We start from the raw sequence: 20,518 nt of genomic DNA, 5'->3' as shown, positions 1-20,518 counted from the left end.
CAGCTCATCCGCGCTTGGTGGTGTACGGCTTGGCGATGTCCCAGTCGGCGAACACGTAGTCGTCCATGCTGACCTTGAGCCCCTGCCCGCGGGCCTTCGACACGGCCTCGCCCAGGGCGCCGTTGAGGCGGTCCTCGAGTTCCTTGAGCGCCTTGGGCGTGTCCTTGAGCTGGCCGGTGTAGATGCCGGCCGCGACGTCCGGGAGGTCCGGCTGGACCGGCGCCACCTCCACCTTGGCGATCTCCGGGTTGCGGATGGCGGGCACCGGGCCGACGAGGGCCGTGTTCGCCATGGCCACGTACTGCTTGAAGGTCGGCGAGGTCACCCCCGCCGGGTCGTTGTTCTCGGGGTAGACCGACAGGCCGTAGCCGCCCTGCACCCAGCGCTTGCCGGCGGCGGGGCTGTAGAACCAGTCGAGCCAGGCCCACGCCTGGTCGGGGTTCCTCGCCTTGGCCGAGATGCCCATCAGGTAGCTGCCCGGGGCCCCGTAGAAGAAGCCCTGCGGGGTGCCGGTCGGCGACGGGAGCGTCATGAGGCTGTAGTCCTTGAAACCGGCCTCCTCCCAGGGCGCCTGGTTCCACACGCCGCCGACGATCATGCCGAACCGGCCCTTCGAGAAGAACGCCCTGGCCTGCTCGTCCGAGATGCTCATCGAGTTCGGGTAGATGAAGCCGCGGCTCTTCCAGTCGAGGAGGAGAGCGAGGAAGTCGGCGTAGTTGCGGTCGGTCCCGTACGTCCATTTCCCGGTGCGGTAGTCGACCGACTGGGTGCCCCCGGGCGACCCGGCGCCGCGGCAGAACAGCTCGATCAGCCACGGCAGGGCCCCCTTCTGCGCGTTGCCGAAGCCGAGCCCGAAGACCTTGCCGCCACTCTTGCTCGTGATCGCCTCGGCGGCGCGGGTGATGTCGTCCCACGTCTTCGGGATGAGCACCGACCCGTCGGGGTTGGTCAGGCCGGCCTCCTTGAAGACCCCGTTGTGGATGTAGAGCTGCAGCGCCGGCGCCAGGCCGCTGAAGGGGGCGGAGTAGACCTTGCCACCGAAGATGTTGACGCCCTCGACGAAACTGTTGGCGGGGAACCTCGACCGCCACTCGGGGGTGGCCCACTTGTCCAGGGGCATCAGCCAGCCCTCGCCGACGTGCGTCTCCAGTTTCGGCTTGGTGGGCAGCAGGAGGACGTCGGGGGCGGTGCCGCTGCGGAAGGCCAGCGCCACGAGGTCGAGGTACTTGTCGGTGACCTGGGTGGTCTTCTTGATCGTGGTCTTGCCGTTGGCCTGCTGGAAGAGCTTGATCTCGTTGTCCACCCACGGCGCCTGGCTGACGTACCAGTCCCAGTACGCCAGCGTGGTGCCCTGCGCCGGGGCGGCGTTCTGCCGGGAGTCGCCGCAGCCGGCGAGGAACGCGGCGCCGCCGGTGGCGACGGCGGCCCCCAGGAGTTGCCGGCGGCTGAGCTGAATGGCTGACATGGACTTTCCTTTCGATGAGCCGACTCGATGTGCTGACGTCAGCCGACGACCACTGTGATCGCCTTGCCGGCGATGGTCGGCATCGAGACGGCGACCTCCTTGGTGACGCCGCCGGCCGTGACCTTGACGGTGTAGTCGCCGAGGAAGCCGCGCACCGTGGTCGATCCGGTCGCCCCGGTCGTGGCCGTCGCCCTGGTCCACCACTTGCCGTAGATGAGGTCGCGCCAGGCCACGGCGTTCGGCTTGGGCGTGTAGTCGGTCCGGAACAGGGCCCGCTTGGGATCCCAGGTGTCGCCCTCCCAGAACCCGAACGTGCTGACCCCGGTGACCTGCGGCATGCTGAACATCACGGTGAGGAAGTCACGCGTGTAGTCGGCCTGGAGCTGCTCGTCGGTGGTGCCCACGTCGAACTCGGTGATCGCGACGGGCAGGCCGATCCCGCCGAACTTGTTGATCAGCGTGACCAGGTCCTGCGGCGAGGTGAGCTGCTCACCGGCGAAGTGCCCCTGGATGCCGATCCCGCCGATGGGTGCCCCGCCGTCCTTCAGCGAGCGGGCCAGGGCGGCGAACTGGTCCTGGTGGCGGACCTCCCAGCCGTTGTCCTCGATGATGTCGTAGTCATTGAGGTAGAGCCTGGGGCCCGCGTCGGCCTGCCGGGTCAGCCGGAACCAGCGGTCGATCTCGCCGTCGCCGAGCACGTTCTGCACGTCGTGGTTGGCGTACGGCTCGTTGACCACGTCCCACTCGTCGATCTTGCCGGCGAGCGTGCTCGCCTCGTCGGTGATGTGGGTGTCGATCCTGTTCCGCAGCGCGGCGGGGTCGTTGCGCAGGCCGCAGACGTCGGCGGGCATGTTGCCGCACGAGGGCCAGATCAGGGTGTGCCCGCGGACGAACAGGCCGTTGTCGCGTCCCCACTGGAGCGCGGGCAGCGTGTACGTGTTCCGCTCGGTCACGTTCTCCCAGTGGTTCCACTTGAGGTTGTTGCCGAGCGTGAACTGGTTGAAGTTGGCCAGCAGCGTGTCGCGGTACTTCTGCCCCGCGGTGTTCTGGGTCATCAGCCGCACACCGTCCGCGGCCGAGCCGAACTTGAAGGCGTGCCTGGTCATCTCCGCCTGAACGGTGGCGCCTGGGACGAGGTGGCCCTGGGAGTCGACGACCTTGACGTAGATGTTGCCCTTGCGGTCGCGTTCGATCCGGTCGGCGGCGGCGGCCCGCCAGGACGCGGCCGCGTCGCGACCGGCGTAGGTGGCCTGCGGCCACCCGGCCGGGGTCCCCGGTCCGTACCGCAGCACCGACACGCCCGCGATCTGCAGCACCTGCGGCCCGTACCCGAGCCAGAAGTTGACGCGGACCTGCCCGGCCGCGTAGTCGGCGGCCATCCGGAACGGCAGCTGGAAGCGCTGCCACACGGCCCCGAACTTCATCGCCGCCTGGGTGGACTTGCTGTAGCTCCCGCCGTTCTGCTCGAACACGAAGTGGGCCAGGCCGGATCCGGACGGGGTCGGCGTGACCGACCGCGCCCAGAAGGTGGCCAGCATCGCCTCGCCCTTGACCGTGGGCTGCGCGGACGGGACGCCCACGCCGAAGGAGTACTCGCCGTCCAGGCCGGACGAGCTCGGCTGCCCGGTCACCGTGACCTGCAGCGCCTGGTCGAAGTCCGGCTGTCCTTGAACGGTGACTAACTTCGTCTGGGGTGCGGGATTACCCGTGAACTGGGTGAACGATTCGAGGACGTCGGCCGGCATGACCTCGGTCGGTGCGGCGGCGGTCGCGGGCGCCGCCGGTCCCATCAGCGCCGCGAGCAGCGCTCCGGGGATCACGTACGCCAGCGCCTTGGTGAAGCGACCCATGAGGGGGCCTTTCTTTCGACGGGCAGGGGGGATCATGACCGGTGCCGCCAGGGCGCCGGTCTTCGCTTCGTCGATGTGAAAGTGGAGGTGAAAGTCGAGGTGAGATGCGTTTCAGGCGGGAGCGGGGCCCGTGCTGTCCCGGATGACGAGAGTGGTCGGCAGTTGGATGCGGGTGGGCGGTGGCGGGTCTTCCCCGGACCCAGGGGAGACGATGGCGAGCAGCATCCGGGCCGCCTGCTGGCCCATCGCCTCGAACGGCTGGCCGACCGTGGTGAGGGCGGGCTTGACGTGCGCCGACGACGGTATGTCGTCGAATCCGACCACTGACAGGTCCTCGGGCACCCGCAGACCGCGGTCGGCGGCGGCCTCCATGGCGGCGTAGGCGGTGACGTCGTTGTGCGCGAACACCGCCGTCGGCCGGTCGGCACGATCCAGCAGCTCGCGCACCAGCTCGCGGGCCCGCGGCGGCTCGAACGCGCTCTGCGCGGTGAGCGAGGCGTCGATCGGGACTCCGGCCTCGGTCAGCGCGTCCTCGTAGCCGCGCTGCCGGTCCTGGCAGCACGGGTACGTCATCGGCCCGGCCAGCGACGCGATCCGCCGGTGACCGAGGTCCAGCAGGTGGCGGACCGCGCCGCGGGCGCCCTCGTAGTTGTCGGCCTCGACCGACGGCAGGTCGAAGTGGGAGCCGAGGGTGTTGATGAGGACCACGGGCACGCCCTGCCCGTGCAGGTCGAGCAGGGGCTTCATGGGCTGGTCCTGGTTGATCACCAGGACCCCGGCCGACAACCCCGAGGCGAGCATGCGGTCGATGACCGGCCCGTAGTCGCGGTCGTTGGTGCTCGTGTAGAGGATGATCTCGTACGGCGTGCGCTCGATGACGGAGGCGACCCCGAAGTTCAGCGGGGCCACCATCCGCCACGTCAGCCCGGGCACGATCATGCCGATGAACGGCGGCCGCCCCTTCGCCAGCGCGCTCGCGGTGGCGCTGGGCACGTAGTTGTGGCGGGTGATGACCGCCAGCACGCGCCGCCGGGTGGCCGGGTCGACCCGCGGGCTGTTGTTGATCACCAGCGACACCGTGGATTTCGATACGCCGGCCAGCCGTGCTATATCGCGGATCGTGATTTTCTCCATGCCCGTTCCCCAACTGCGTCCGGTCTTTTGTCAAACCGGTCCAACACCATTTCCTGGGACGGTAGCGCTGGACCGGTTCGATGGCAATACTTCGACGAAAAACAGGAGTAACTCGCCCGTAACTCTTGCGACGAATACGGGCGATGGCGTGCCGGCTCGGCGGTCGTGCCGCCCGGCATGAGCGGCCCGGCCACCTGGGCGCTGACCCGTAGCCCCCCGCCGTGCGCCCGCGGCTCTGGCCGGTGCAACCCGGTGGTGCCGTTACTCGATCACCTCGCCGGCCTTGCGCGGACGGCCGTCGACGGTGACGACGCCTGAGGCGGTCGAGACGTCGATGATGCGCCCCCGGTGGACCAGCCCGGTCAGCTCCACGTCCCCGTCGGGGAGCGCCGCCGGGATGACGACCAGGCTGCCGTCGAGCCGGAAGCGCACGCCCGCCGCGCCGGTCAGGATCGCCTCCGCGCCGGCCAGCCCGGCGACGATGTTGACCCGGCGGCCTGCGGGCGGTGCCGCTGGGCGGTCGCAGTAGTGCTCCTGGGGGTAGTACGGGAAGTGCTGCCCCATCCAGAGCAGCCGTCGCATGACACTCCAGGCGAGGGACGGCTCGCCGTGCTCCCAGAGCGTCAGGGCGAGCTGCGGGCCCTCCCCCGTGTACGCCCCGCCGCCCGACCAGTCGGTGTCGCCGAGCTCGTAGTGCAGCCGGTCGTCCGCGGCCACGGCGCTGACGCCGTACGGTGCGAGGAACGAGCCGTCACGCAGCCGCCTCAGCATGGCCGAGGCCATCTCCGGCGTGCAGGCGCCGTTCCGCATCGCGTCGAACGCCTGGACGTGCTGGACGAGCTCGGTGTGCCCGTCGGGGTAACGGCAGCGGAACCAGCCCTCACGCTCGTCCCACAGCTCGCGGGCGATCGCGTGCCTGATGTCACGGGCGCGGGAGCGCAACTCATCGACGGGCAGCCGCGCGCCGGACACCTCGGCCAGCTCGGCGAGCCGGTCGAGACACCAGGCGCGTTCGGCGTTGGGGCTGGCGACCACGTGCTCCCAGCCGGTGCCGCGCATCTCCAGCAGGTTGTGCTGGGTGCCGTAGTCGCGTAGCGCCCCGGCCGGGGTGAAGCGGGCGTCCAGCCCCTCGACCAGCTCGTGGAGCTGGGTGACCAGGGCGGGGGAGATGCCCTGGTGGGCGGCGACGGCGGTGGCGAGGGTGACCAGGGACCAGCCGCTGTAGGCGTACGGGACGCCCTGGCCCGTGCCGTCGGGAGCGATCGCGTAGTGGCTGGTGAGGTCCACCTTCATGAGGGATTCCAGAACAGTGGTGGTGGCGTCGCCGAGCATGAGGGAGAGCAGGTGGGGGGCGTACCCGCCGGTGTCCCACGCGTAGGAGCACAGCGCCCCGCCGTCCAGCCCGGAGGTGGCCACGAAGGGCGAGGTGATGAAGCCGGGGTTGTCCCAGAGACAGGCCAGCCCGCTGGACAGAGAGCCGCGCCAGTACGCCTCCAGCCCCGGGATGTCGCTGGACAGCCGCGGCACCCGCGCCAGCGCCGCGGCCAGCCGGCGCTCCGACTGGCCGCGGGACTCGGCGGCCAGCTCCCGCAGCCGCCCGGGCGGCGTTCCCGCGCCGGCGCGAACGGCCAGCGTGAACACCGCGCTCCCGCCCGCCGGGACGTCCTGCTGGAGTCCCTCGTGGGAGAGCTCGACGGTGACGTCCCCGGCCTGCCAGGTACACGGTCCCGTGCGCGTGGCCTCCGGACCGGGTTCGGGCGGGACCCAGCCCCATTCGCCGAGCGAGACACGGCGGGGGCCGCCGGGATCGGCGCGCGGGTGCAGGGTCACGGCGACGTCGCGCCCGGACCGGTTGGTGATCTCCACCTCCAGGACGAACCCGGCCTGGCCGTACAGCGGGGTGAGGGTGCTCCGCACCCCGAACGACACGAGTTCGCCGTGGTGGCGGCGGTGGTATGTGCCCTGCCTCTCGATCCGGCCAGGCCACCAGGTGCCGCCCGCGTGGAGCAGGCCCACTCCGGCCACGCCGGGCGCCGCGCCGTCGGCGATCCGGTGCCCGTCCACGTCCAGTTCGACGGCCAGCGCGGCGTCGGGGGCCGCGTACGGTGGCGCGAACCACCCGCCGACCCCGCACACCGAGCCCGGTGGGGCGTGGACGGTGGTCCAGCCGCTGGTGACCCAGGTGTGGCCGGGCGCCACGCTCTGGCGCAGGTCGAAGGCGAACTCGTCAACTGCGTAAGGCATGCGTCAATCCCTTGCCTGACGGGTGGCTGGGTGGGGAGATCTCTCCGAAGGGCGCGGACGACCGGCGCTCGTGACCGATGCTGACATCGGCCCTTATTCATCGCAAGAGTTGCCGCAGTATTACAGCCGTTTTTCGTTCAAGTATTGCCATCGAACCGGTCCAGGGCTACCGTCCCGGGTAGGGTTTTGGACCGGTTCGACAAAGGTACGGCCACCTCCGAAGGCTGAATCCACCCATAACGCAAGGATCATTCGTGCCCCTGCGCCTCGCCATCCTCAGCTTCTGGCACGTGCACGCTCCCGACTACGCTCGCCAGGCATCCGAGCACCCCGGCACCGAGATCACCGCCGTCTGGGACGAGGACGCCGCCCGCGGGCGGGCCTGGGCCGACGACCTCGGCGCCGACTTCCATCCCGACCTCGGCGGACTACTCGCGCGCGGTGACGTCGACGCCGTGGTCGTCACCTGCCCGACCACCGCGCACCGCGAGGTCATCACGGCCGCCGCGGCGGCCGGCAAGCACATCTTCACCGAGAAGGTCCTGGCCCCGACCACGGCCGAGTGCGCGGAGATCACCGCCGCCGCGGAGAAGTCCGGCGTCGCGCTGATGCTCGCGCTCCCCAGGCTGTACGACGGCTACACGACGGCCATCCGCAAGGTGCTGGCCGACGGCGAACTCGGCCGCCTCACCCTTGTCCGGATCCGCCTGGCCCACGGCGGCTCGGTCGGCGAGGGCTGGCTCCCCGAGCACTTCTACGACCCGGCCGCCACCGCGGGCGGCGCCCTCATCGACCTCGGCTGCCACCCCATGTACCTGGCCCGGCTGTTCCTCGGCCGCATGCCCGAGTCTGTGACCGGGTCCTTCGGCCATGTGACGGAGCGCGCCGTCGAGGACAACGCCGTCGCGGTGCTGCGCTGCGCGGACGGCACGCTTGGCGTGGTGGAGGCGTCCTTCGTCGCACCGGCCTCCCCGTTCACCATCGAGCTGCACGGCACCGAAGGCTCCCTGGTGTACGGGACGCCCGAGCCGCGGATGCTGCTCAGCAGCGGCGGCGCCTGGCGCGAACTGCCCGTGCCGCCGCGTACCGGCACGCCGTTCGAGCTGTTCGTACGCCATGTCGCCGACGGCACCCGTGACGAGGAGAACCTCGCCCTCGGCCTCGACCTGACCCGCTTGATGGTCGCCGCCACCCGCGACAGCCGCGAGGAAGGAAGCCGCATATGACCCTCTCCATCGGCCTCATCGGCTGCGGGAACATCTCCCGCTCCCATCTGCGCGGCTATCTCGCCGTCCCGGACGAGGCGGTCGTCACCGCCGTCGCCGACGTGGACCTCGACACCGCCACCGAGCGCGCCCAGCAGGCGGGTGGCGCCCAGGCGTACCGCTCCTACGAGCGCATGCTGGAGGAGGCCCCCGTCGACGCCGTCGACATCTGTCTGCCCCACCATCTGCATGCCGACGCCGTCATCGCCGCCGCCAAGGCCGGCAAGCACATCCTGTGCGAGAAGCCGCTGTGCCTGACGATCGCCGAGGCCGAGCGGATCGCCGACGCGGTGGGCACAGCCGGGGTCACCCTGATGTGCGCGCACAACCAGCTCACCTTGCCCGCGGTCGCCCACGCCCGCGAGCTCATCGACTCCGGCGCGCTGGGCCGGGTGTACGAACTGCGCACCACCGACAGCTTCTTCAACGACTTCGACCCGTCGACGATGGGCTGGCGCGCCCATGCGGCCACCAGCGGCGGCGGCGAGCTCATCGACACCGGCTACCACCCCACCTACCTGCTGCTGTACCTGGCGTCCGCCCGCCCCGCCGCGGTGACGGCGATGCTCAGCACCCACCGGCTGGCGTTCATGGAGGGCGAGGATTCCGCCCGTGTGCTGGTGCGCTTCGCCGACGGCGCGGTGGGGGAGGTGGTGACCAGCTGGGCGTACGAGGCGGCGCCGTTCACCGAGAAGTTCTCGGCGGTCGGCGAGCTCGGCAGCCTGTGGAGCGACGGCATGACGCTGTGCCACAAGCCACGCGGCGGGGCCGCCACCACGCTCGAATTTCCGGCCGTCGACTCCATTCCGGCCGTCTGCGCCGACTTCGTCCGCCGGATACGTGATGGATCGCGGCCGGTGCACACCCACGAAGAGGGCACGGACGTGCTCAAGGTCATTCTCGCGGCCTACCGGTCCGCGCAGGAGAAACGAGAGATCACCCTGTGACGGGCCCGTTGCGCATTCCGGGAGAGCCTTATGAGTGACGTCCTCGAGCGATTCGACCGCGACGGCTACGCCGTCTTCCGCGATGTCATCGACCGGGAGCTGGTGCGGGAGGCGGCCGGCCACGTCGACTGGCTGCAGCGCCGCCACCCGGACCTGCGGCCCGAACATCTGGGCCACACGCTGCTGCGCGACGACCCGTTCTGGCTGCGGTTGATCTCGGACGACCGGCTGCTGGACATCGCGCAGACCTTCATCGGCCCGGACATCGCGCTGTTCGCCTCGCACTACATCAGCAAGCCGCCGTACTCCGGGCAGCCGGTGCTCTGGCACCAGGACGCGGCGTTCTGGCCGCTGGAGCCGATGCGGGTGGTCACGCTCTGGCTGGCCATCGACCACTCGACGCCGGGGAACGGCTGCGTACGGCTGATCCCCGGCAGCCACCGCGGTGACATCCAGGCGATGCGCCCCAACACGACGGTGGACAATGTGCTCGGCGAAGAGATCGCGGCCGAGGTGGAGGAGTCGGCGGCCGTGGACATGGTGCTGGCGCCGGGCGACGTCGAGGTGCACCACCCGAACATCGTGCACGGCAGCAACGCGAACACCTCGCCAGAGCGGCGATGCGGGCTGACCATCCGCTACATCCCGACCTCGACCCGCATCACGGCGGACGAGCAGCCTTACCCGAGCGCGTTCCACCTGCGTGGCGAACCCGGCGTGAACGCCTATCAGCCATGGCCCGACTTCGATCCGGCACGGCACTACCGTTTCGCGGGGGCGGAGGTCACGCGGCGGTAGAAGCAGACGGGATCGTACCGGCGTGCGGCAACGACGGCCGCAGGCCGGTACGTAGGTCCCGCCGTACGGCACGAGACCGGGATGCGCTGTCCGACCCGGCGTAGGCGGCACGGACGATCTCCCGCACGGCGGGCGGCAGTGTGCCGACGGTCAGGAGCGGGCGCTCAAGCTAGAGCGCGTCGGGGGCCGGGGGTTTCTTCCCGCCGGTGACATCCTCGTCGCCGGCGTGCTGGTCGCTGCGCCCATCGCGGGCGGGGTCGGGGACGTTCTCGTCCGTGGACCCGGCCGGGGTGAAGGCGTTGAACGGGCTCGTCGCCGCGGGGATGACGATGTGCTCGATGGGCCCGGTGTCGACGGTCGACTCCAATGGCCCAGGGTTGACGATCGACTCCAGCGGCTCGGTCAAGGCGTCATCCTCCTGAGGGCCGAGAGCGGGGTCGGGTCGCCGGTTCTCCTGCCGGGAGGGGGTGCTGTCCTGCTCGCCGGGTGGGGTGGTGTCGAGGGCTACGGCAGCCTCGATGGCTTCCAGGAGCTCCCATCTCCACACCGTGCTCTCGTCCGGCTCGGCGACGCCGTGCCGCGGGCCGACCGGGACGGGCGGGCTCGGGGGAGCGTACCCGGCGGTGGCGGCGGCGGTGGCGGCCGAGCGGGCGCCGGCGCGGGTCTTGAGCACCACGAACACCGCGAGCAGAACCACGACGGTGACCACGGCCGAGGTGACCAACGCCGGAGTGGACAGGCTGGGCAGCGGGCCGCTGACCGAGGCCTGGAGGTGCGTGGGGAACGCCGTCGCGACCGCGGTGTCAGCCGCTTTCGGCGCGGCGGGGGTGCTCTCCTCGGGGACCGGCTCGGCCGAGAAGGGGGCGGTGGTCGGCGTGGGGGTGGCAGTCGGCTCGGACTGGGACGTGGCCGCCGCCTCCGTCGGGGAAGCGGTCGGCTCGGGTTCGGGAGAAGCGGTCGGCTCGGCGGTGGTGGCGGTCGGCGAAGGGGTTTCCGAAGCCGTCTGCGGCACCGATGCGCTGGCCGTGGCCGTGGATGTGGCCGAGGTCGTCGTCGAGGGCGTGGTCGACGGTGTGGCAGAGGGCGCGTCGGAGGTCGGGGTCGCGCTGGCTGTCGGGGGTGTCTCGGAGACGGATGGCGTTGGGATGGCGGTGGCCGTGGCCGAGGGCGTGTCGGATGTCGGGGTGACTGTGGCGGTCGGAGTGTCGGAAGTCGGAGTGGGGGTGCCGGTCGGGGTGTCGGATGTCGGGGTGGGGGTGGTGGACGGTGTGTCCGATGTCGGACTGGCGCTCGAGTTGTCGGAGGAACTCGGGGCCGGAGCAACCGTGGCGTGGGTGCCCGGTCCGTCGGCGGTGTTCCGGCCCGGGTCGTCAGCCCCGGGCCGGGCGCCTGACGGAGCCGCGTGGTCGTCGGTGGCCTGAGGGTTCTGGTCGTGGGGGCTTTGGAGTGTCTTGTCGCCGGACGGCTGCTCTTGTCCCGTGAGATCGCTGGATGGCTGCTCTTGCCCCGTGTGATCGCCGGAGGGCTGGCGGGGTGCCCGGTCGGAGGGTTGGTCGTTGGTCGTGTCCGCGTCGGGCCGCGAGTCAGTGGGCCGGTGACCGGGTTGTTCCTGGTTCTTGTGGATGTCGCGTGATGCCTCAGACGTCTGGTCGGCGTATTGATCTTGCCGCGTCTGGGATCCGGGTCGTGCTTCGGCGGACCAGTCGCCGGCTGCCTGCTGCGGCGCCTCGGGTCCGGGCCGCGCCTGAACCAGCTGGAGCTCGGACTTGGTCGCGTCCAGGTTGGCCTTGACCCGTTCCGGATAGCCGTACCCGACGACACTGCTCGTGCTGCGCTCTTTGCTCTCCACGACGCCGCCGTCGGTGTTGCCCTCGATCGTGAAGATCGTGTCGCCTCGCACCTTCGTCACGACGCCGACGTGGTCGATGTCGTCGATCTTGCCGGAGCCGCTCCAGTCGAAGAAGACCAACGCGCCGGGCGTCGGAACCTTCCCCCACGCGTGCTGTTCCTTGAACCACTTCGCGTGTGCAACCGTCCACGCGAACTGGCCGACCCATGCCTGGTAGCCGAGCTTGTGCGCCGCCCACGAGATGTACATGTCGCACCACGGGGCCGAGCTGTAGTCGGCGTCGAACTCGATGTTGCTGCCGTACCATTCGCCGAACTTGGTGCTCGCGCCCTTGTCGGCATAGCCGAGCTGGCGCTGGAGCAGTTCGATGAACCTCTGCGTCTCTGGCGTCATGGAAGTGAGGGAACCTCCTGAACAAGACCGGATATATGCACATTGATCCTGACAAAATTGGTAATCTTGTGACCAATGTGAATAAACCGGAAGTCTGCGATAGGGCGAGGGTAGCCTGATGTTTCCGCAGGTCAAGTGCGCCCCAAGGAGGGTTCAACGCTTCCGGCGAAGGTAAAGTCCCAGGTAGAAGGCGGTGTCCGATGTGTCGCCTGATGGGAGATATATGGAAAGATCTACCTAAATTCGCTAACAAGCACCTGTCAGCGGGTCTCACCCGTGGTGTTGGACTCACGTGTGCCGAGTGGCTTCGCGACAGGCGCGAGGCGCCATGCCCGTACCGGTCGTGAACGGGCCTTTCGCGGGCTCCGGCGGCACAGGCCCCGCCTGAGGGTCGGCCGCGCCGTCGTCGGTGAGCGCTTCGACGCGCTGGGCTGCGACGCCGGCTCCCGAGGGCTTGGCGACACGCGTGTCAGATGTCCCAGCGGGCCCCCTGGCCACCAAGGTCGAGGCGGGTGATCAGCCGATCTCGGCGATGGCGGCCAGGCAGGGGCTGGTCATGAGCTCGGCGCCTCCGATGCCGCGGGCCGAGGGTCAGTAGCCCGCCGGTGCCGGCCAGTGGCGTTCGATCCCGATCGTGTCCAGTTCCCCGGTGAACTCCTCCAGCAAGGTCTCCTTCTCCCTGACCTCCTGCGGTTCCACCTCCCGGCGCAGGCAGTACGAGGCCAGCTGGCCCGCGACCTCGCCTACATTCCATTCCACAGGATGCAGGCGAAAACACCCGTTGGAGATGTGCGTGGTGCCGATGTTCTTCCCCGCGGGCAGCAGGTTGCGCATCCTGACAGGCAGCAACGCGCCGAGCGGGATCTCGAAGGGCACGCTGGCGATGTCGATGTAGTTGTCCCCACCGGTCGACGGGTGCAGGTCGATGCGGTACGCGCCGACTCCGACGGAGTCATGGTGCCGCAGCGTGCCGCGATCGCCGCGGACGGCCCTGGAGACATGGTGCTCGGTGACGGTGGTGACCGCGCGGATGCGCCTCGACTCCCTGACGTAGGCGGACTTCGCCAATCCGTCCGCGGTGCCGACCACGTCGTGGCGGAGCCGGAGCCCGGGAAAGCCGGTGCCGCCGTCAGGGCGGGGCGCTTCGGTCTGGAGCCAGTACAGCAGCGACAGCGACAGTTGCCTGGCCTCCCTGTGCGCCAGTGCCGCCGTGTCGGCGTCCACCTCGATGATCGGGCGCAGCCAGTAGTCGTTCAGCGGCCAGTTGACCAGAGTGATGTCAGAAGCGGCGAAGCCGGGCTCGAACAGGTCGCGGGCGAGGATCCTGCGGAACATCCACAGGTCCTTGTCCCCCGATTGGGCGCTCTGGTCGGCCAGCACCCCGCGGGGATCACCGGGCGGGTTGGGGTCGAACCAGCGGGCTTCGGGCTCCAGGGTGCGTGGGTCCGGTGCGCTGAAGCCGAGCAGCGGCCCGGGCCAGAAGCCGGGCCGGTAATCGCGCCAGAATCCGTAGTCCGAAGGCCGGTCGATGACGTGGTTCTCACCGTCGTGGTGGGAGACGGCGAAGCAGTAGGTGATGCCCTGCATGTTCAGCGGCTGGTACTCGTCCGGCGCGTGCGGCTCGTCGTGCTCGCCGCGGGCCTCCGCGCCCGTGACGTACTCCGCCTTCGCCAGCGGCAGCAGATCGCCGGTCTCCGTCGCGTCGAGGACATAGGCGGCGGCGATGGTGTGTGAGCCGCCGGAGCGGAGGTCCAGCAGCGTGACGGCTCTGACGCGGTCACGGTCCACCTCGACATCGACGGGGCGGTGTTCAAGGAGGACGCGCAGGCGCCCGGCGGCCACGTGGGGAGCCAGCATGGCCTGCAGGATCGCCAGGGAGACGCGTGGTTCGTGGCACAACTTGCTGACATATCCGGCGCCGGGGTTCAGCTCGCGCCAGCGCTGCGCGCCGCCGGTCATGGGGTACCAGCGCCGGTAGTAGTCGCGGATGGAGCCGCGCACGTCACGATAGGCAGCGGTGGAGCCGTAGCTCTCGATCCACGGGTGCTCGTCGGGGGGTACGGCCTGCGCGGTGAGCTGGCCACCGATCCAGTCCGTCTCCTCGGTGAGGACGACGTCGTGGCCCGCACGGCAGGCGGCCAGGGCTGCGGCGACGCCGCCCAGCCCACCGCCGACGATGAGGATGTCGGTCATGGGTGATGCCTTTCGAGAGGGCTAGCGGGGAGGCGCCGCGGTCTCGCCTGGCTCGAGCTCGCAGGTCAGGAGCTGGTGCCTGGGGACCGTACGGTCTCCCGCGATGAGTTTCGTGAGCAACCGGACGGCGGCGGCCCCCATCTCGCGACGGGGTACGGCGAAGCCGGTGAGCCCTGCCGCGCGGTCGCGGGGGTCGCCGAACGTGGCCAGGGAGAGGTCGTCGGGGAAGCGGAGCCCCGCGCGCTCGGCGGCCGCCAGGAGGGCGCGGTGGGCGGCGTCGGTGTCGGTGGCCTCGGTGACCACCGCGGTGATGCCCTGGTCGCGCCAGGCGCGCAGCCGGTCGGGGGTCAGGTCGGCGCCGTCGGTGCGCACCACCTCGGCTGCCAGCCCGCACTCTTCCATGCCGCTCCGGAAGCCCGCCTCCCTGTCGACGGAGGTGATCGCCTCGTCGGCTTCGCGCACGTACAGGATGCGCTCGTGGCCCAGCCCCGCCAGATGCCGCACCACGGCGGCGCCGGCGGACACGTAGTCGGCGCCGATGTAGGCCAGGCGGTCGCCGAATTCGTCGTGCCGCCCTATGTAGACGACAGGCAGATCGGTGGCCAGCAGGCGGTCCATCTCCCGAACGGGCAGGTGCCTGCCCAGGAACAGGCAGCCGTCGGCCAGTCGAACCCGGTTGAGCACCTGGGCGTGCGGGCGCTCGCCCGTGGTGCTGGAGGCGATGAACATCAGCAGGTCGTAGCCCTGCGCCGCCGACTCCTCCTCGATACCCACCAGGAACGGGTAGTAGGCGTGGGATATCTCATTGGGGAAGGTCGAGGTGAAGGTGTAGAGGCCGAGCAGGTTGTTCTGCCCGGCCGCCAGGCGGGTGGCGATCGGGTCGGGCACGTACCCGAGTTGCTCGGCGGCCTCCATGACCTTGCGCTGGGTCTCCTGGGCGATGCCCATGGCAGCGGCGCCGCCGCCGAGGATCAGGGACACGGTCGGCTGTGAGACGCCGGCCAGTCGAGCGATGTCCGCCTGACGAGGGCGACCGCTGGGTCTCATGGCATATCCCCCAAGAAGTAGTAGATCACGGAGCCTCGATCCCGCCGTCGGGCCTGCGCACCCGCGCGGCCCACCGCTCGTGCAGGTGCGTTTCCGGTGGGTATCGCCTGGCGGCGTTCTCGTCGAGGTCGACGCCCCAGCCGGGTCGATCAGAGGGGGCGATGTAGCCGTTCACCGTCCTCAATGTTCCCGGGAACACCTCGTGCACGGTCTCCGGGTAGACATGCGCCTCCTGGATCCCGAACGCGGGGCTGGTGACGTCGAGCGTGACGTTGGCCGCCGCGCCCACCGGTGACACGTCGGGCGGCCCGTGCCAGGCCGTCCGCACCCCGGTCAGCTCGCACAGCGCGGCGAGCTTGCGCACGGGCGTCAGCCCGCCGACGGCCGAGACGTGCAGGCGCAGGTAGTCGACGCCGCCGGAGGTGATGAGGCGCGCCGCGTCGGTCACCGAGGAGACCAGCTCGCCGGAGGCGATCGGCATCGGCGCGGCCGCCCGCACCTCGGGCAGCCGGTCGAAGTGCTCGGGTGCGAGCGGGTCCTCCAGGAAGAACAGCCGGTACGGCTCCAGCGACCGCGCGAGCGCCACGGCCTCCTTCGGCGTGAGCCGGTTGTGCGCGTCGTGCAGCAGGCCGAGCTCCTCGCCGAGGACCTCGCGGGCACGCTCGAACAACTTCGGCGTGCTCCGCAGGTAGTGGCCGACGTCCCAGCCGTCGGGATGAGGGCTGCCCGGATACCCGCCGGGCGTGCCGACGCCGCCGTACGTGCCGAGCCCCGGCCCGCCCGCCTGCAGCCGCACGTAACGGTAGCCCTGCTCGGCGAGCGCGGCGGCCCGCTCGATCGACTCCTCGACCTCGCCACCGCGAGCCCCGGTGTAGACGGCGGCGGCCGCCCTGACCCGCCCGCCCAGCAGCTCGTACACCGGCACGCCGAAACGTTTGCCCGCGATGTCCCACAACGCCTGGTCGATGCCGGACAGCGCGTTGTTGTGCACAGGCCCGCCCCGCCAGTACGACGAGTAGTGCAGCATCCGGCCGATGTCCTCGATGTCGGCCGGGTGCCGGCCGATGACCATGGGAGCGAGGTGCCGCTCGATCGCGGCGACCACGGCGTGGAAGCGCTGGGTGAAGGTGGCGCAGCCCAGGCCGTACAACCCGGGTTCCGAGGTGTCGATCCGCACGACGACGAGCGGAACCCCGCCTGGAGCGGTGACGATCGCGCGCACACCGGTGATGCGCAGCCCGTCCCTGGCCTGCCACGGCGCCTGCGTCTCCGGCATGATCATGATTGTCGCTCCTCTGGGAACGGATGCCGAGCAGTGAATCCCAGCAGTCGCCTGGCCGGCCCGAGATCGATGGCCACGGTCCTGCCGGGCAATGCCGTACGGCACGGCACGCCGGGGTGGTGCGCCGCGAGCAACTCCTCGGTCGGGCTCTCCACGAGCGTCTCGTCCGCGGCGACGAAGATGACCGGCGCGCCGTGCAGCGGGGCCGTCAGCCCGAGCAGGCAGGCACGCGCGGCGTCGCGCAGGTCGAGGTAGCTCCACACCTCCGCGGCCCCGGCCGCGGGATCCCCGGCCAGCCGCTCCGCGCGCGCGGCGAGCCTGGCCTGGTCGCCGAGGAAGGGGAAGCGCAGCGCGGCCACGGTCATGCCGTGCCGCCGGTGCATCATCGCCGCCGTCGCCTCGTCCACCTGCTTGGACAGCGCGTACGGGTCCTCGATCTGCAACGGCACCCGCTCGTCCAGCGGCAGGTACGGCGGGCTCGGCCGCGACCTGGCGAACGGCAGGCCGGTGACCGACAGGCTGCCGGCGATCACGGCCCGCCGTACCCCCTGCTCTCCCGCCTCGTTCAGCACCACGAACGTCGCCTGCGTGTTGGCCGAGAACACCACCTCGGGCGCCGCCACCTCGGGCGAGGCCAGCGCCGCCGTGTGAATGACGGCGTCGGCCCCTTCGAGTGCCGCGCGGACGGCGGCCGGGTCGCGGGCGTCGCCCACGACGACCCGCTCCGCCGCCAGCGGGCCGGGGTCCTGCGCGACGAGCGCGGTCACGGCGATGTCCCGCGACGCGAGCTCTGCCAGTACGGCGGAGCCGAGGCGGCCGGCCGCACCGGTGACCAGGACCCTCATCCCTTCAGCCCCGTGAAGGCGATGCCCCGGATGATCTGCCGCTGGAACAGCAGGAACACCAGGACGGGCGGGATGATCGCGATCAGCATCCCGGCGATGAGCAGGGCCTGGTCCGAGGTGTCCGCCAGCCGGGGCAGGGCCACCGCCAGCGGCTGGCTCTCGGTGTCGGTGATGGCGATCATGGGCCAGAGGAAGTCCTTCCACGCGTTCATGACAGCCAGCAGTGATACCACGGCCAGGATCGGACGCGACATCGGCAGCACCACCCGGGTGAAGATCCGCCATGGTCCCGCGCCGTCGAGGCGCGCCGCCTCGAACAACTCCTTGGGTATGCCGTCGAAGAACTGCTTGACCAGCAGGACGTTGAAGGCGTGCGCCCCGGCGGGCAACCACACCGACAGCGGGGTGTTGGCGATGGACAGGTCCAGGACGGTCAGGTACAGCGAGACCATCGAGACGGTGCCGGGCAGGAACAGCGTCGCCAGGACCGCGCCGTAGACGTACCTGCCGTAGGAGGGTCGCAGGACCGACAGCGCGTAGGCGCCTGTCGTCGCGACGAACAGCTGCGTGAACCAGGAGCCGCCGACGAGTACGACGGTGTTCGTCAGGTAGTGGCCGACCTCCAGGGTCGTCCACGCCTCCGCCAGGTTCGACCATCGCACGTCCGCCGGCCACAGGGCCAGCGGACGGCGTAGCGACTCCTGGGTGGAGGAGATCGCGCCCTTGAAGATCCAGTAGATCGGCCCGGCGCCCTCCAGGAGCAGGGCCACGATGAGCAGCACCTGGGTGGTGCCCAGTCCGAGGCGCATCCCGCGCCCACGCCGTTCGGTGTCGGAGATCACTCCCCTCACTTCGTCCCCCAAGCTCTGGTGAGCCGCAGGTACACGGCGGACAGCACCGCCAGCACCACGGCCAGGCTCACGCTCAACGCCGCCGCCGTGCCGTAGTCGCCGTTGACGAACGCGTACCTGTAGATCAGTAGCAGCACCGTGACCGTCGAGTCCTCCGGCCCGCCGTCGGTCAGCACGAACGGCTCGGTGAACACCTGGAAGGTGTTGATCACCTGGAGCAGGAGCATGATCAGCAGGATGGGCCGGAGTTGCGGCAGCGTCACATGCCACAACCTGCGCCACACCGACGCCCCGTCCAGCTCGGCCGCCTCGTACAGCTCGGTCGGCACGCTGGACAGCGCGGCCAGGTAGATGAGCACGACGCCGCCGGCGCCCGCCCAGGTGGCCTCCAGGATCAGGCTCGGCATCGCCATGCCCGTGGACTGCAACCAGGGGTACGGTCCCAGCCCGACCAGCCCGAGCAGTTGGTTGAACAGGCCGGAGTCCGGGTCGTAGAACCACTTCCACATCAGCACGGCCACCACCGGCGGCACCACCACCGGCAGGTAGACCAGCACCCGCATCAGCCCGGAGCCGCGCCGCAGCTCCGACATCAGCACCGCCAGGAGGATCGGCAGCGGAAAGCCGATCAGCAGGGCCAGGCCGGTGAACAGCAGGGTGTTGCGCACCGCCGTGCCCAGCAGGGGGTCGGCGAGCAGGGTGCGGAAATTGTCCAGGCCCGCGAAGGTCGCCGCCTCGACCAGGTTGGTCTGCTGGAATCCGAGCACCACGCTGCGGATGATCGGCCACCACGAGAACAGGCCGAAGACCAGCACCGTCGGGATGAGGAACAGCGCGGCCGCGACGCCTTTGCCCCGGGTCACTGGGCTTTCTCAAGCAGCGGCGCGACCCGTGCCGCCGCCTTGGTCAGCTCGTCGCGCGGGTCGGCGTCCTCGCGGGTCAGAACGGCCTGCACGGCGGTGTCGAGTGCGCCGTACAGGTCCTGGGCGGCGACGGGGGGTTCGACGACGTACTCCAGCTTGTCGGTGTCCTTGACGTAGGGCGCGAAGTTCGACACCGGGATGTTGCCGTGCTTGGCGATCGCGGCGTTCACCGGGCCTGACACCGACGTGCCGTAGAACGGGAGCGTGGGCAGGCCGACGGCCAGTTTGTCCGCGGCGTTGGCCACGGCCAGCTGCTCGGCGGCCGCCGGGTCGTAGTTGGGTTTGAGGTAGTAGAAGTCGATCCACTTCACCGCGGCGGCTCGCTGCGCGGCCGTGGCTTTGGCGTTGACGGCCGCGACCAGCCCGCCCAGCAGTGTCGCCTTGCCGCCGCCCTGCTGCGGCAGCGCCGCGATGCCGAAGTCGTCCGGCTTGCCGGAGTAGAGGGTGGTGTAGCGGCTGTAGCTGTTGACGGTGCCGATCATCATGCCGATCTTGCCGGCGGCGAAGTCGCGCTCCGCGTCCTGCTGGGTGCGCAGTTGGTTGGCGCCCATGGAGTCGTCCTGCCACCGCATCGTGGACAGGTGCCGGAGCGCCTGCTCCGCCGGGCCGTCCAGGAGCGCGGGCACGTACCTGTCGCCCTCCTGCTTCTCCATCCGCCCGCCGAAGGAGTAGGTCATCGCGGTCAGGATCCAGCCGCCGGTGTTCTTGACCGTCATCTGCGTGTATCCCGCGGCTCCCGTCCCGGCGATCTTCTTGGCCGCCGCCCTGACCTCGTCCCACGTGGCGGGTGGCCGGTCCGGGTCGAGCCCCGCCTTCGTGAACAGGGCGCGGTTGTAGACCAGGCCCAGCGCGTACTCGGTGACGGGCAGGCCGTAGACCTTGCCGTCCGCGCCGGTCGCGGGAGCCAGCGCGCGGGGGTCGAAGTCTCCCGCGTGCGGCAGGCTCTTGATCTCGGCGCTGAGGTCGGCGACCTGGCGCCGGGCGATGAGCCCCGGCGGCTCGGTGAGCGGCACGGTCAGCACCGTCTCCGCGTTTCCGCCGGCCAGCCTGGTCGCGAACGTCCTGGCGTCCCACTGCGTGTCGGTCGGCTTGATCTTGATGGTGGGGTTGGCCTTCTCGAACGCGGCGACCGCGTCGAGGAACTGCGTGCGGGTCTTCGCGGCGGTCGTGGGAGGCATGCCCGCCACGGTGATCGTGGTCTTGCCCGAGTCCTCACCCGACGAGCCGGACGAGCAGCCCGCCGTCGCGGCGGCGAGCACGAGCGCCCCCGCCATCCACCTTCTGGGGGCTGGCACATCCATGGCTACTCCTCTGGGTTAATGCGGATTAGGTGGCATCTAATCCGCATTAGGAGGGTGTGTCAAGGCGTTACCGGCAGATTACGTGATGCACACAAATCACCCTTGACACTCTCGTTCCGGCCGGAGTACAC

16 protein-coding genes are annotated in these 20,518 nt (G+C 70.3%); 4 read left to right on the top strand and 12 right to left on the bottom strand.

From position 1 onward, the window contains the following. Positions 1–4: 4 nt before the first annotated feature. The 4 genes from ACWEPL_RS35505 to ACWEPL_RS35490 all read right to left on the bottom strand — a co-directional run bounded on the left by ACWEPL_RS35505 (position 5) and on the right by ACWEPL_RS35490 (position 6,693). Positions 5–1,465: an extracellular solute-binding protein gene (locus tag ACWEPL_RS35505; RefSeq protein ID WP_363964508.1), complete on the bottom strand. Its 1,461-nt coding sequence runs from the start codon at positions 1,463–1,465 to the stop codon at positions 5–7. Between the two features lie 38 nt (positions 1,466–1,503). Then, positions 1,504–3,315: an endo-1,4-beta-xylanase gene (locus ACWEPL_RS35500; protein ID WP_363964510.1), complete on the bottom strand. Its 1,812-nt coding sequence runs from the start codon at positions 3,313–3,315 to the stop codon at positions 1,504–1,506. 111 nt (positions 3,316–3,426) lie between these two features. Next, positions 3,427–4,449 (bottom strand): LacI family DNA-binding transcriptional regulator, encoded by a 1,023-nt coding sequence (locus ACWEPL_RS35495; RefSeq protein ID WP_452438794.1) that lies wholly within the window; start codon positions 4,447–4,449, stop codon positions 3,427–3,429. A 261-nt stretch (positions 4,450–4,710) separates the two neighbouring features. Next, positions 4,711–6,693, bottom strand: a complete 1,983-nt coding sequence (locus ACWEPL_RS35490) for an MGH1-like glycoside hydrolase domain-containing protein (protein WP_452438793.1) — start codon at positions 6,691–6,693, stop codon at positions 4,711–4,713. Positions 6,694–6,947: 254 nt separating this feature from the next. On the opposite strand from ACWEPL_RS35490, the gene ACWEPL_RS35485 reads away from it, so the two are divergent. The 3 genes from ACWEPL_RS35485 to ACWEPL_RS35475 are packed head-to-tail and all read left to right on the top strand — an operon-like array spanning position 6,948 to position 9,703. Continuing rightward, a complete protein-coding gene (locus ACWEPL_RS35485; RefSeq protein WP_452438792.1) occupies positions 6,948–7,919 on the top strand; it encodes a Gfo/Idh/MocA family protein in 972 nt (323 codons plus the stop codon). Then, positions 7,916–8,905 (top strand): Gfo/Idh/MocA family protein, encoded by a 990-nt coding sequence (locus ACWEPL_RS35480; RefSeq protein WP_452438791.1) that lies wholly within the window; start codon positions 7,916–7,918, stop codon positions 8,903–8,905. The genes ACWEPL_RS35485 and ACWEPL_RS35480 overlap by 4 nt, the downstream gene beginning before the upstream one ends. 30 nt (positions 8,906–8,935) lie before the next feature. After that, positions 8,936–9,703 (top strand): phytanoyl-CoA dioxygenase family protein, encoded by a 768-nt coding sequence (locus tag ACWEPL_RS35475; RefSeq protein ID WP_355192541.1) that lies wholly within the window; start codon positions 8,936–8,938, stop codon positions 9,701–9,703. Positions 9,704–9,872: 169 nt separating this feature from the next. Here the strand turns inward: ACWEPL_RS35475 and ACWEPL_RS35470 are convergent, their stop codons facing one another. Beyond that, positions 9,873–11,945: a CHAP domain-containing protein gene (locus ACWEPL_RS35470; protein WP_452438790.1), complete on the bottom strand. Its 2,073-nt coding sequence runs from the start codon at positions 11,943–11,945 to the stop codon at positions 9,873–9,875. Positions 11,946–12,411: 466 nt separating this feature from the next. Between ACWEPL_RS35470 and ACWEPL_RS35465 the strand changes: the two genes are divergently transcribed. Beyond that, positions 12,412–12,543 (top strand): hypothetical protein, encoded by a 132-nt coding sequence (locus tag ACWEPL_RS35465; protein WP_452438789.1) that lies wholly within the window; start codon positions 12,412–12,414, stop codon positions 12,541–12,543. On the opposite strand, the gene ACWEPL_RS35460 is transcribed toward ACWEPL_RS35465, so the two are convergent. The 7 genes from ACWEPL_RS35460 to ACWEPL_RS35430 are packed head-to-tail and all read right to left on the bottom strand — an operon-like array spanning position 12,537 to position 20,387. After that, positions 12,537–14,138 (bottom strand): FAD-dependent oxidoreductase, encoded by a 1,602-nt coding sequence (locus tag ACWEPL_RS35460; protein WP_452438788.1) that lies wholly within the window; start codon positions 14,136–14,138, stop codon positions 12,537–12,539. The two genes, ACWEPL_RS35465 and ACWEPL_RS35460, sit on opposite strands and share 7 nt — an antisense overlap. Before the next feature lie 21 nt (positions 14,139–14,159). Further along, positions 14,160–15,185: a LacI family DNA-binding transcriptional regulator gene (locus ACWEPL_RS35455; protein WP_350734880.1), complete on the bottom strand. Its 1,026-nt coding sequence runs from the start codon at positions 15,183–15,185 to the stop codon at positions 14,160–14,162. 25 nt (positions 15,186–15,210) lie between these two features. Further along, positions 15,211–16,467 carry an enolase C-terminal domain-like protein gene (locus ACWEPL_RS35450; protein ID WP_452438787.1) on the bottom strand — a complete coding sequence of 419 codons (1,257 nt, stop codon included), beginning with the start codon at positions 16,465–16,467 and terminating at the stop codon, positions 15,211–15,213. Then, positions 16,464–17,312, bottom strand: a complete 849-nt coding sequence (locus tag ACWEPL_RS35445; protein ID WP_452438786.1) for an NAD-dependent epimerase/dehydratase family protein — start codon at positions 17,310–17,312, stop codon at positions 16,464–16,466. The genes ACWEPL_RS35450 and ACWEPL_RS35445 overlap by 4 nt, the downstream gene beginning before the upstream one ends. Further along, entirely contained in the window at positions 17,309–18,121 is an 813-nt protein-coding gene (locus tag ACWEPL_RS35440; RefSeq protein WP_452438785.1) for a carbohydrate ABC transporter permease, read from the bottom strand. The genes ACWEPL_RS35445 and ACWEPL_RS35440 overlap by 4 nt, the downstream gene beginning before the upstream one ends. 38 nt (positions 18,122–18,159) lie before the next feature. Continuing rightward, entirely contained in the window at positions 18,160–19,026 is an 867-nt protein-coding gene (locus ACWEPL_RS35435; RefSeq protein WP_452438784.1) for a carbohydrate ABC transporter permease, read from the bottom strand. After that, positions 19,023–20,387: an ABC transporter substrate-binding protein gene (locus ACWEPL_RS35430; protein WP_452438783.1), complete on the bottom strand. Its 1,365-nt coding sequence runs from the start codon at positions 20,385–20,387 to the stop codon at positions 19,023–19,025. Before ACWEPL_RS35430 ends, ACWEPL_RS35435 begins: the two co-directional genes overlap by 4 nt. Positions 20,388–20,518: the final 131 nt, after the last annotated feature.

The sequence above is a fragment of the Nonomuraea sp. NPDC004186 genome, assembly GCF_053603495.1.
Note: the sequence above shows the minus strand (reverse complement) of the source record. Positions and strands in the feature narration are given on the sequence as shown.

Excerpts from the sequence above, each read along its gene's own strand:
- ACWEPL_RS35480 (WP_452438791.1), top strand. The coding sequence starts at position 7,916 with ATGACCCTCTCCATCGGCCTCATCGGCTGCGGGAACATCTCCCGCTCC.
- ACWEPL_RS35455 (WP_350734880.1), bottom strand. The coding sequence starts at position 15,185 with ATGAGACCCAGCGGTCGCCCTCGTCAGGCGGACATCGCTCGACTGGCC.
- ACWEPL_RS35430 (WP_452438783.1), bottom strand. The coding sequence starts at position 20,387 with ATGGATGTGCCAGCCCCCAGAAGGTGGATGGCGGGGGCGCTCGTGCTC.
- ACWEPL_RS35505 (WP_363964508.1), bottom strand. The coding sequence starts at position 1,465 with ATGTCAGCCATTCAGCTCAGCCGCCGGCAACTCCTGGGGGCCGCCGTC.
- ACWEPL_RS35495 (WP_452438794.1), bottom strand. The coding sequence starts at position 4,449 with ATGGAGAAAATCACGATCCGCGATATAGCACGGCTGGCCGGCGTATCG.
- ACWEPL_RS35445 (WP_452438786.1), bottom strand. The coding sequence starts at position 17,312 with ATGAGGGTCCTGGTCACCGGTGCGGCCGGCCGCCTCGGCTCCGCCGTA.
- ACWEPL_RS35440 (WP_452438785.1), bottom strand. The coding sequence starts at position 18,121 with ATGCGCCTCGGACTGGGCACCACCCAGGTGCTGCTCATCGTGGCCCTG.
- ACWEPL_RS35475 (WP_355192541.1), top strand. The coding sequence starts at position 8,936 with ATGAGTGACGTCCTCGAGCGATTCGACCGCGACGGCTACGCCGTCTTC.
- ACWEPL_RS35450 (WP_452438787.1), bottom strand. The coding sequence starts at position 16,467 with ATGATCATGCCGGAGACGCAGGCGCCGTGGCAGGCCAGGGACGGGCTG.
- ACWEPL_RS35470 (WP_452438790.1), bottom strand. The coding sequence starts at position 11,945 with ATGACGCCAGAGACGCAGAGGTTCATCGAACTGCTCCAGCGCCAGCTC.
- ACWEPL_RS35490 (WP_452438793.1), bottom strand. The coding sequence starts at position 6,693 with ATGCCTTACGCAGTTGACGAGTTCGCCTTCGACCTGCGCCAGAGCGTG.
- ACWEPL_RS35460 (WP_452438788.1), bottom strand. The coding sequence starts at position 14,138 with ATGACCGACATCCTCATCGTCGGCGGTGGGCTGGGCGGCGTCGCCGCA.
- ACWEPL_RS35500 (WP_363964510.1), bottom strand. The coding sequence starts at position 3,315 with ATGGGTCGCTTCACCAAGGCGCTGGCGTACGTGATCCCCGGAGCGCTG.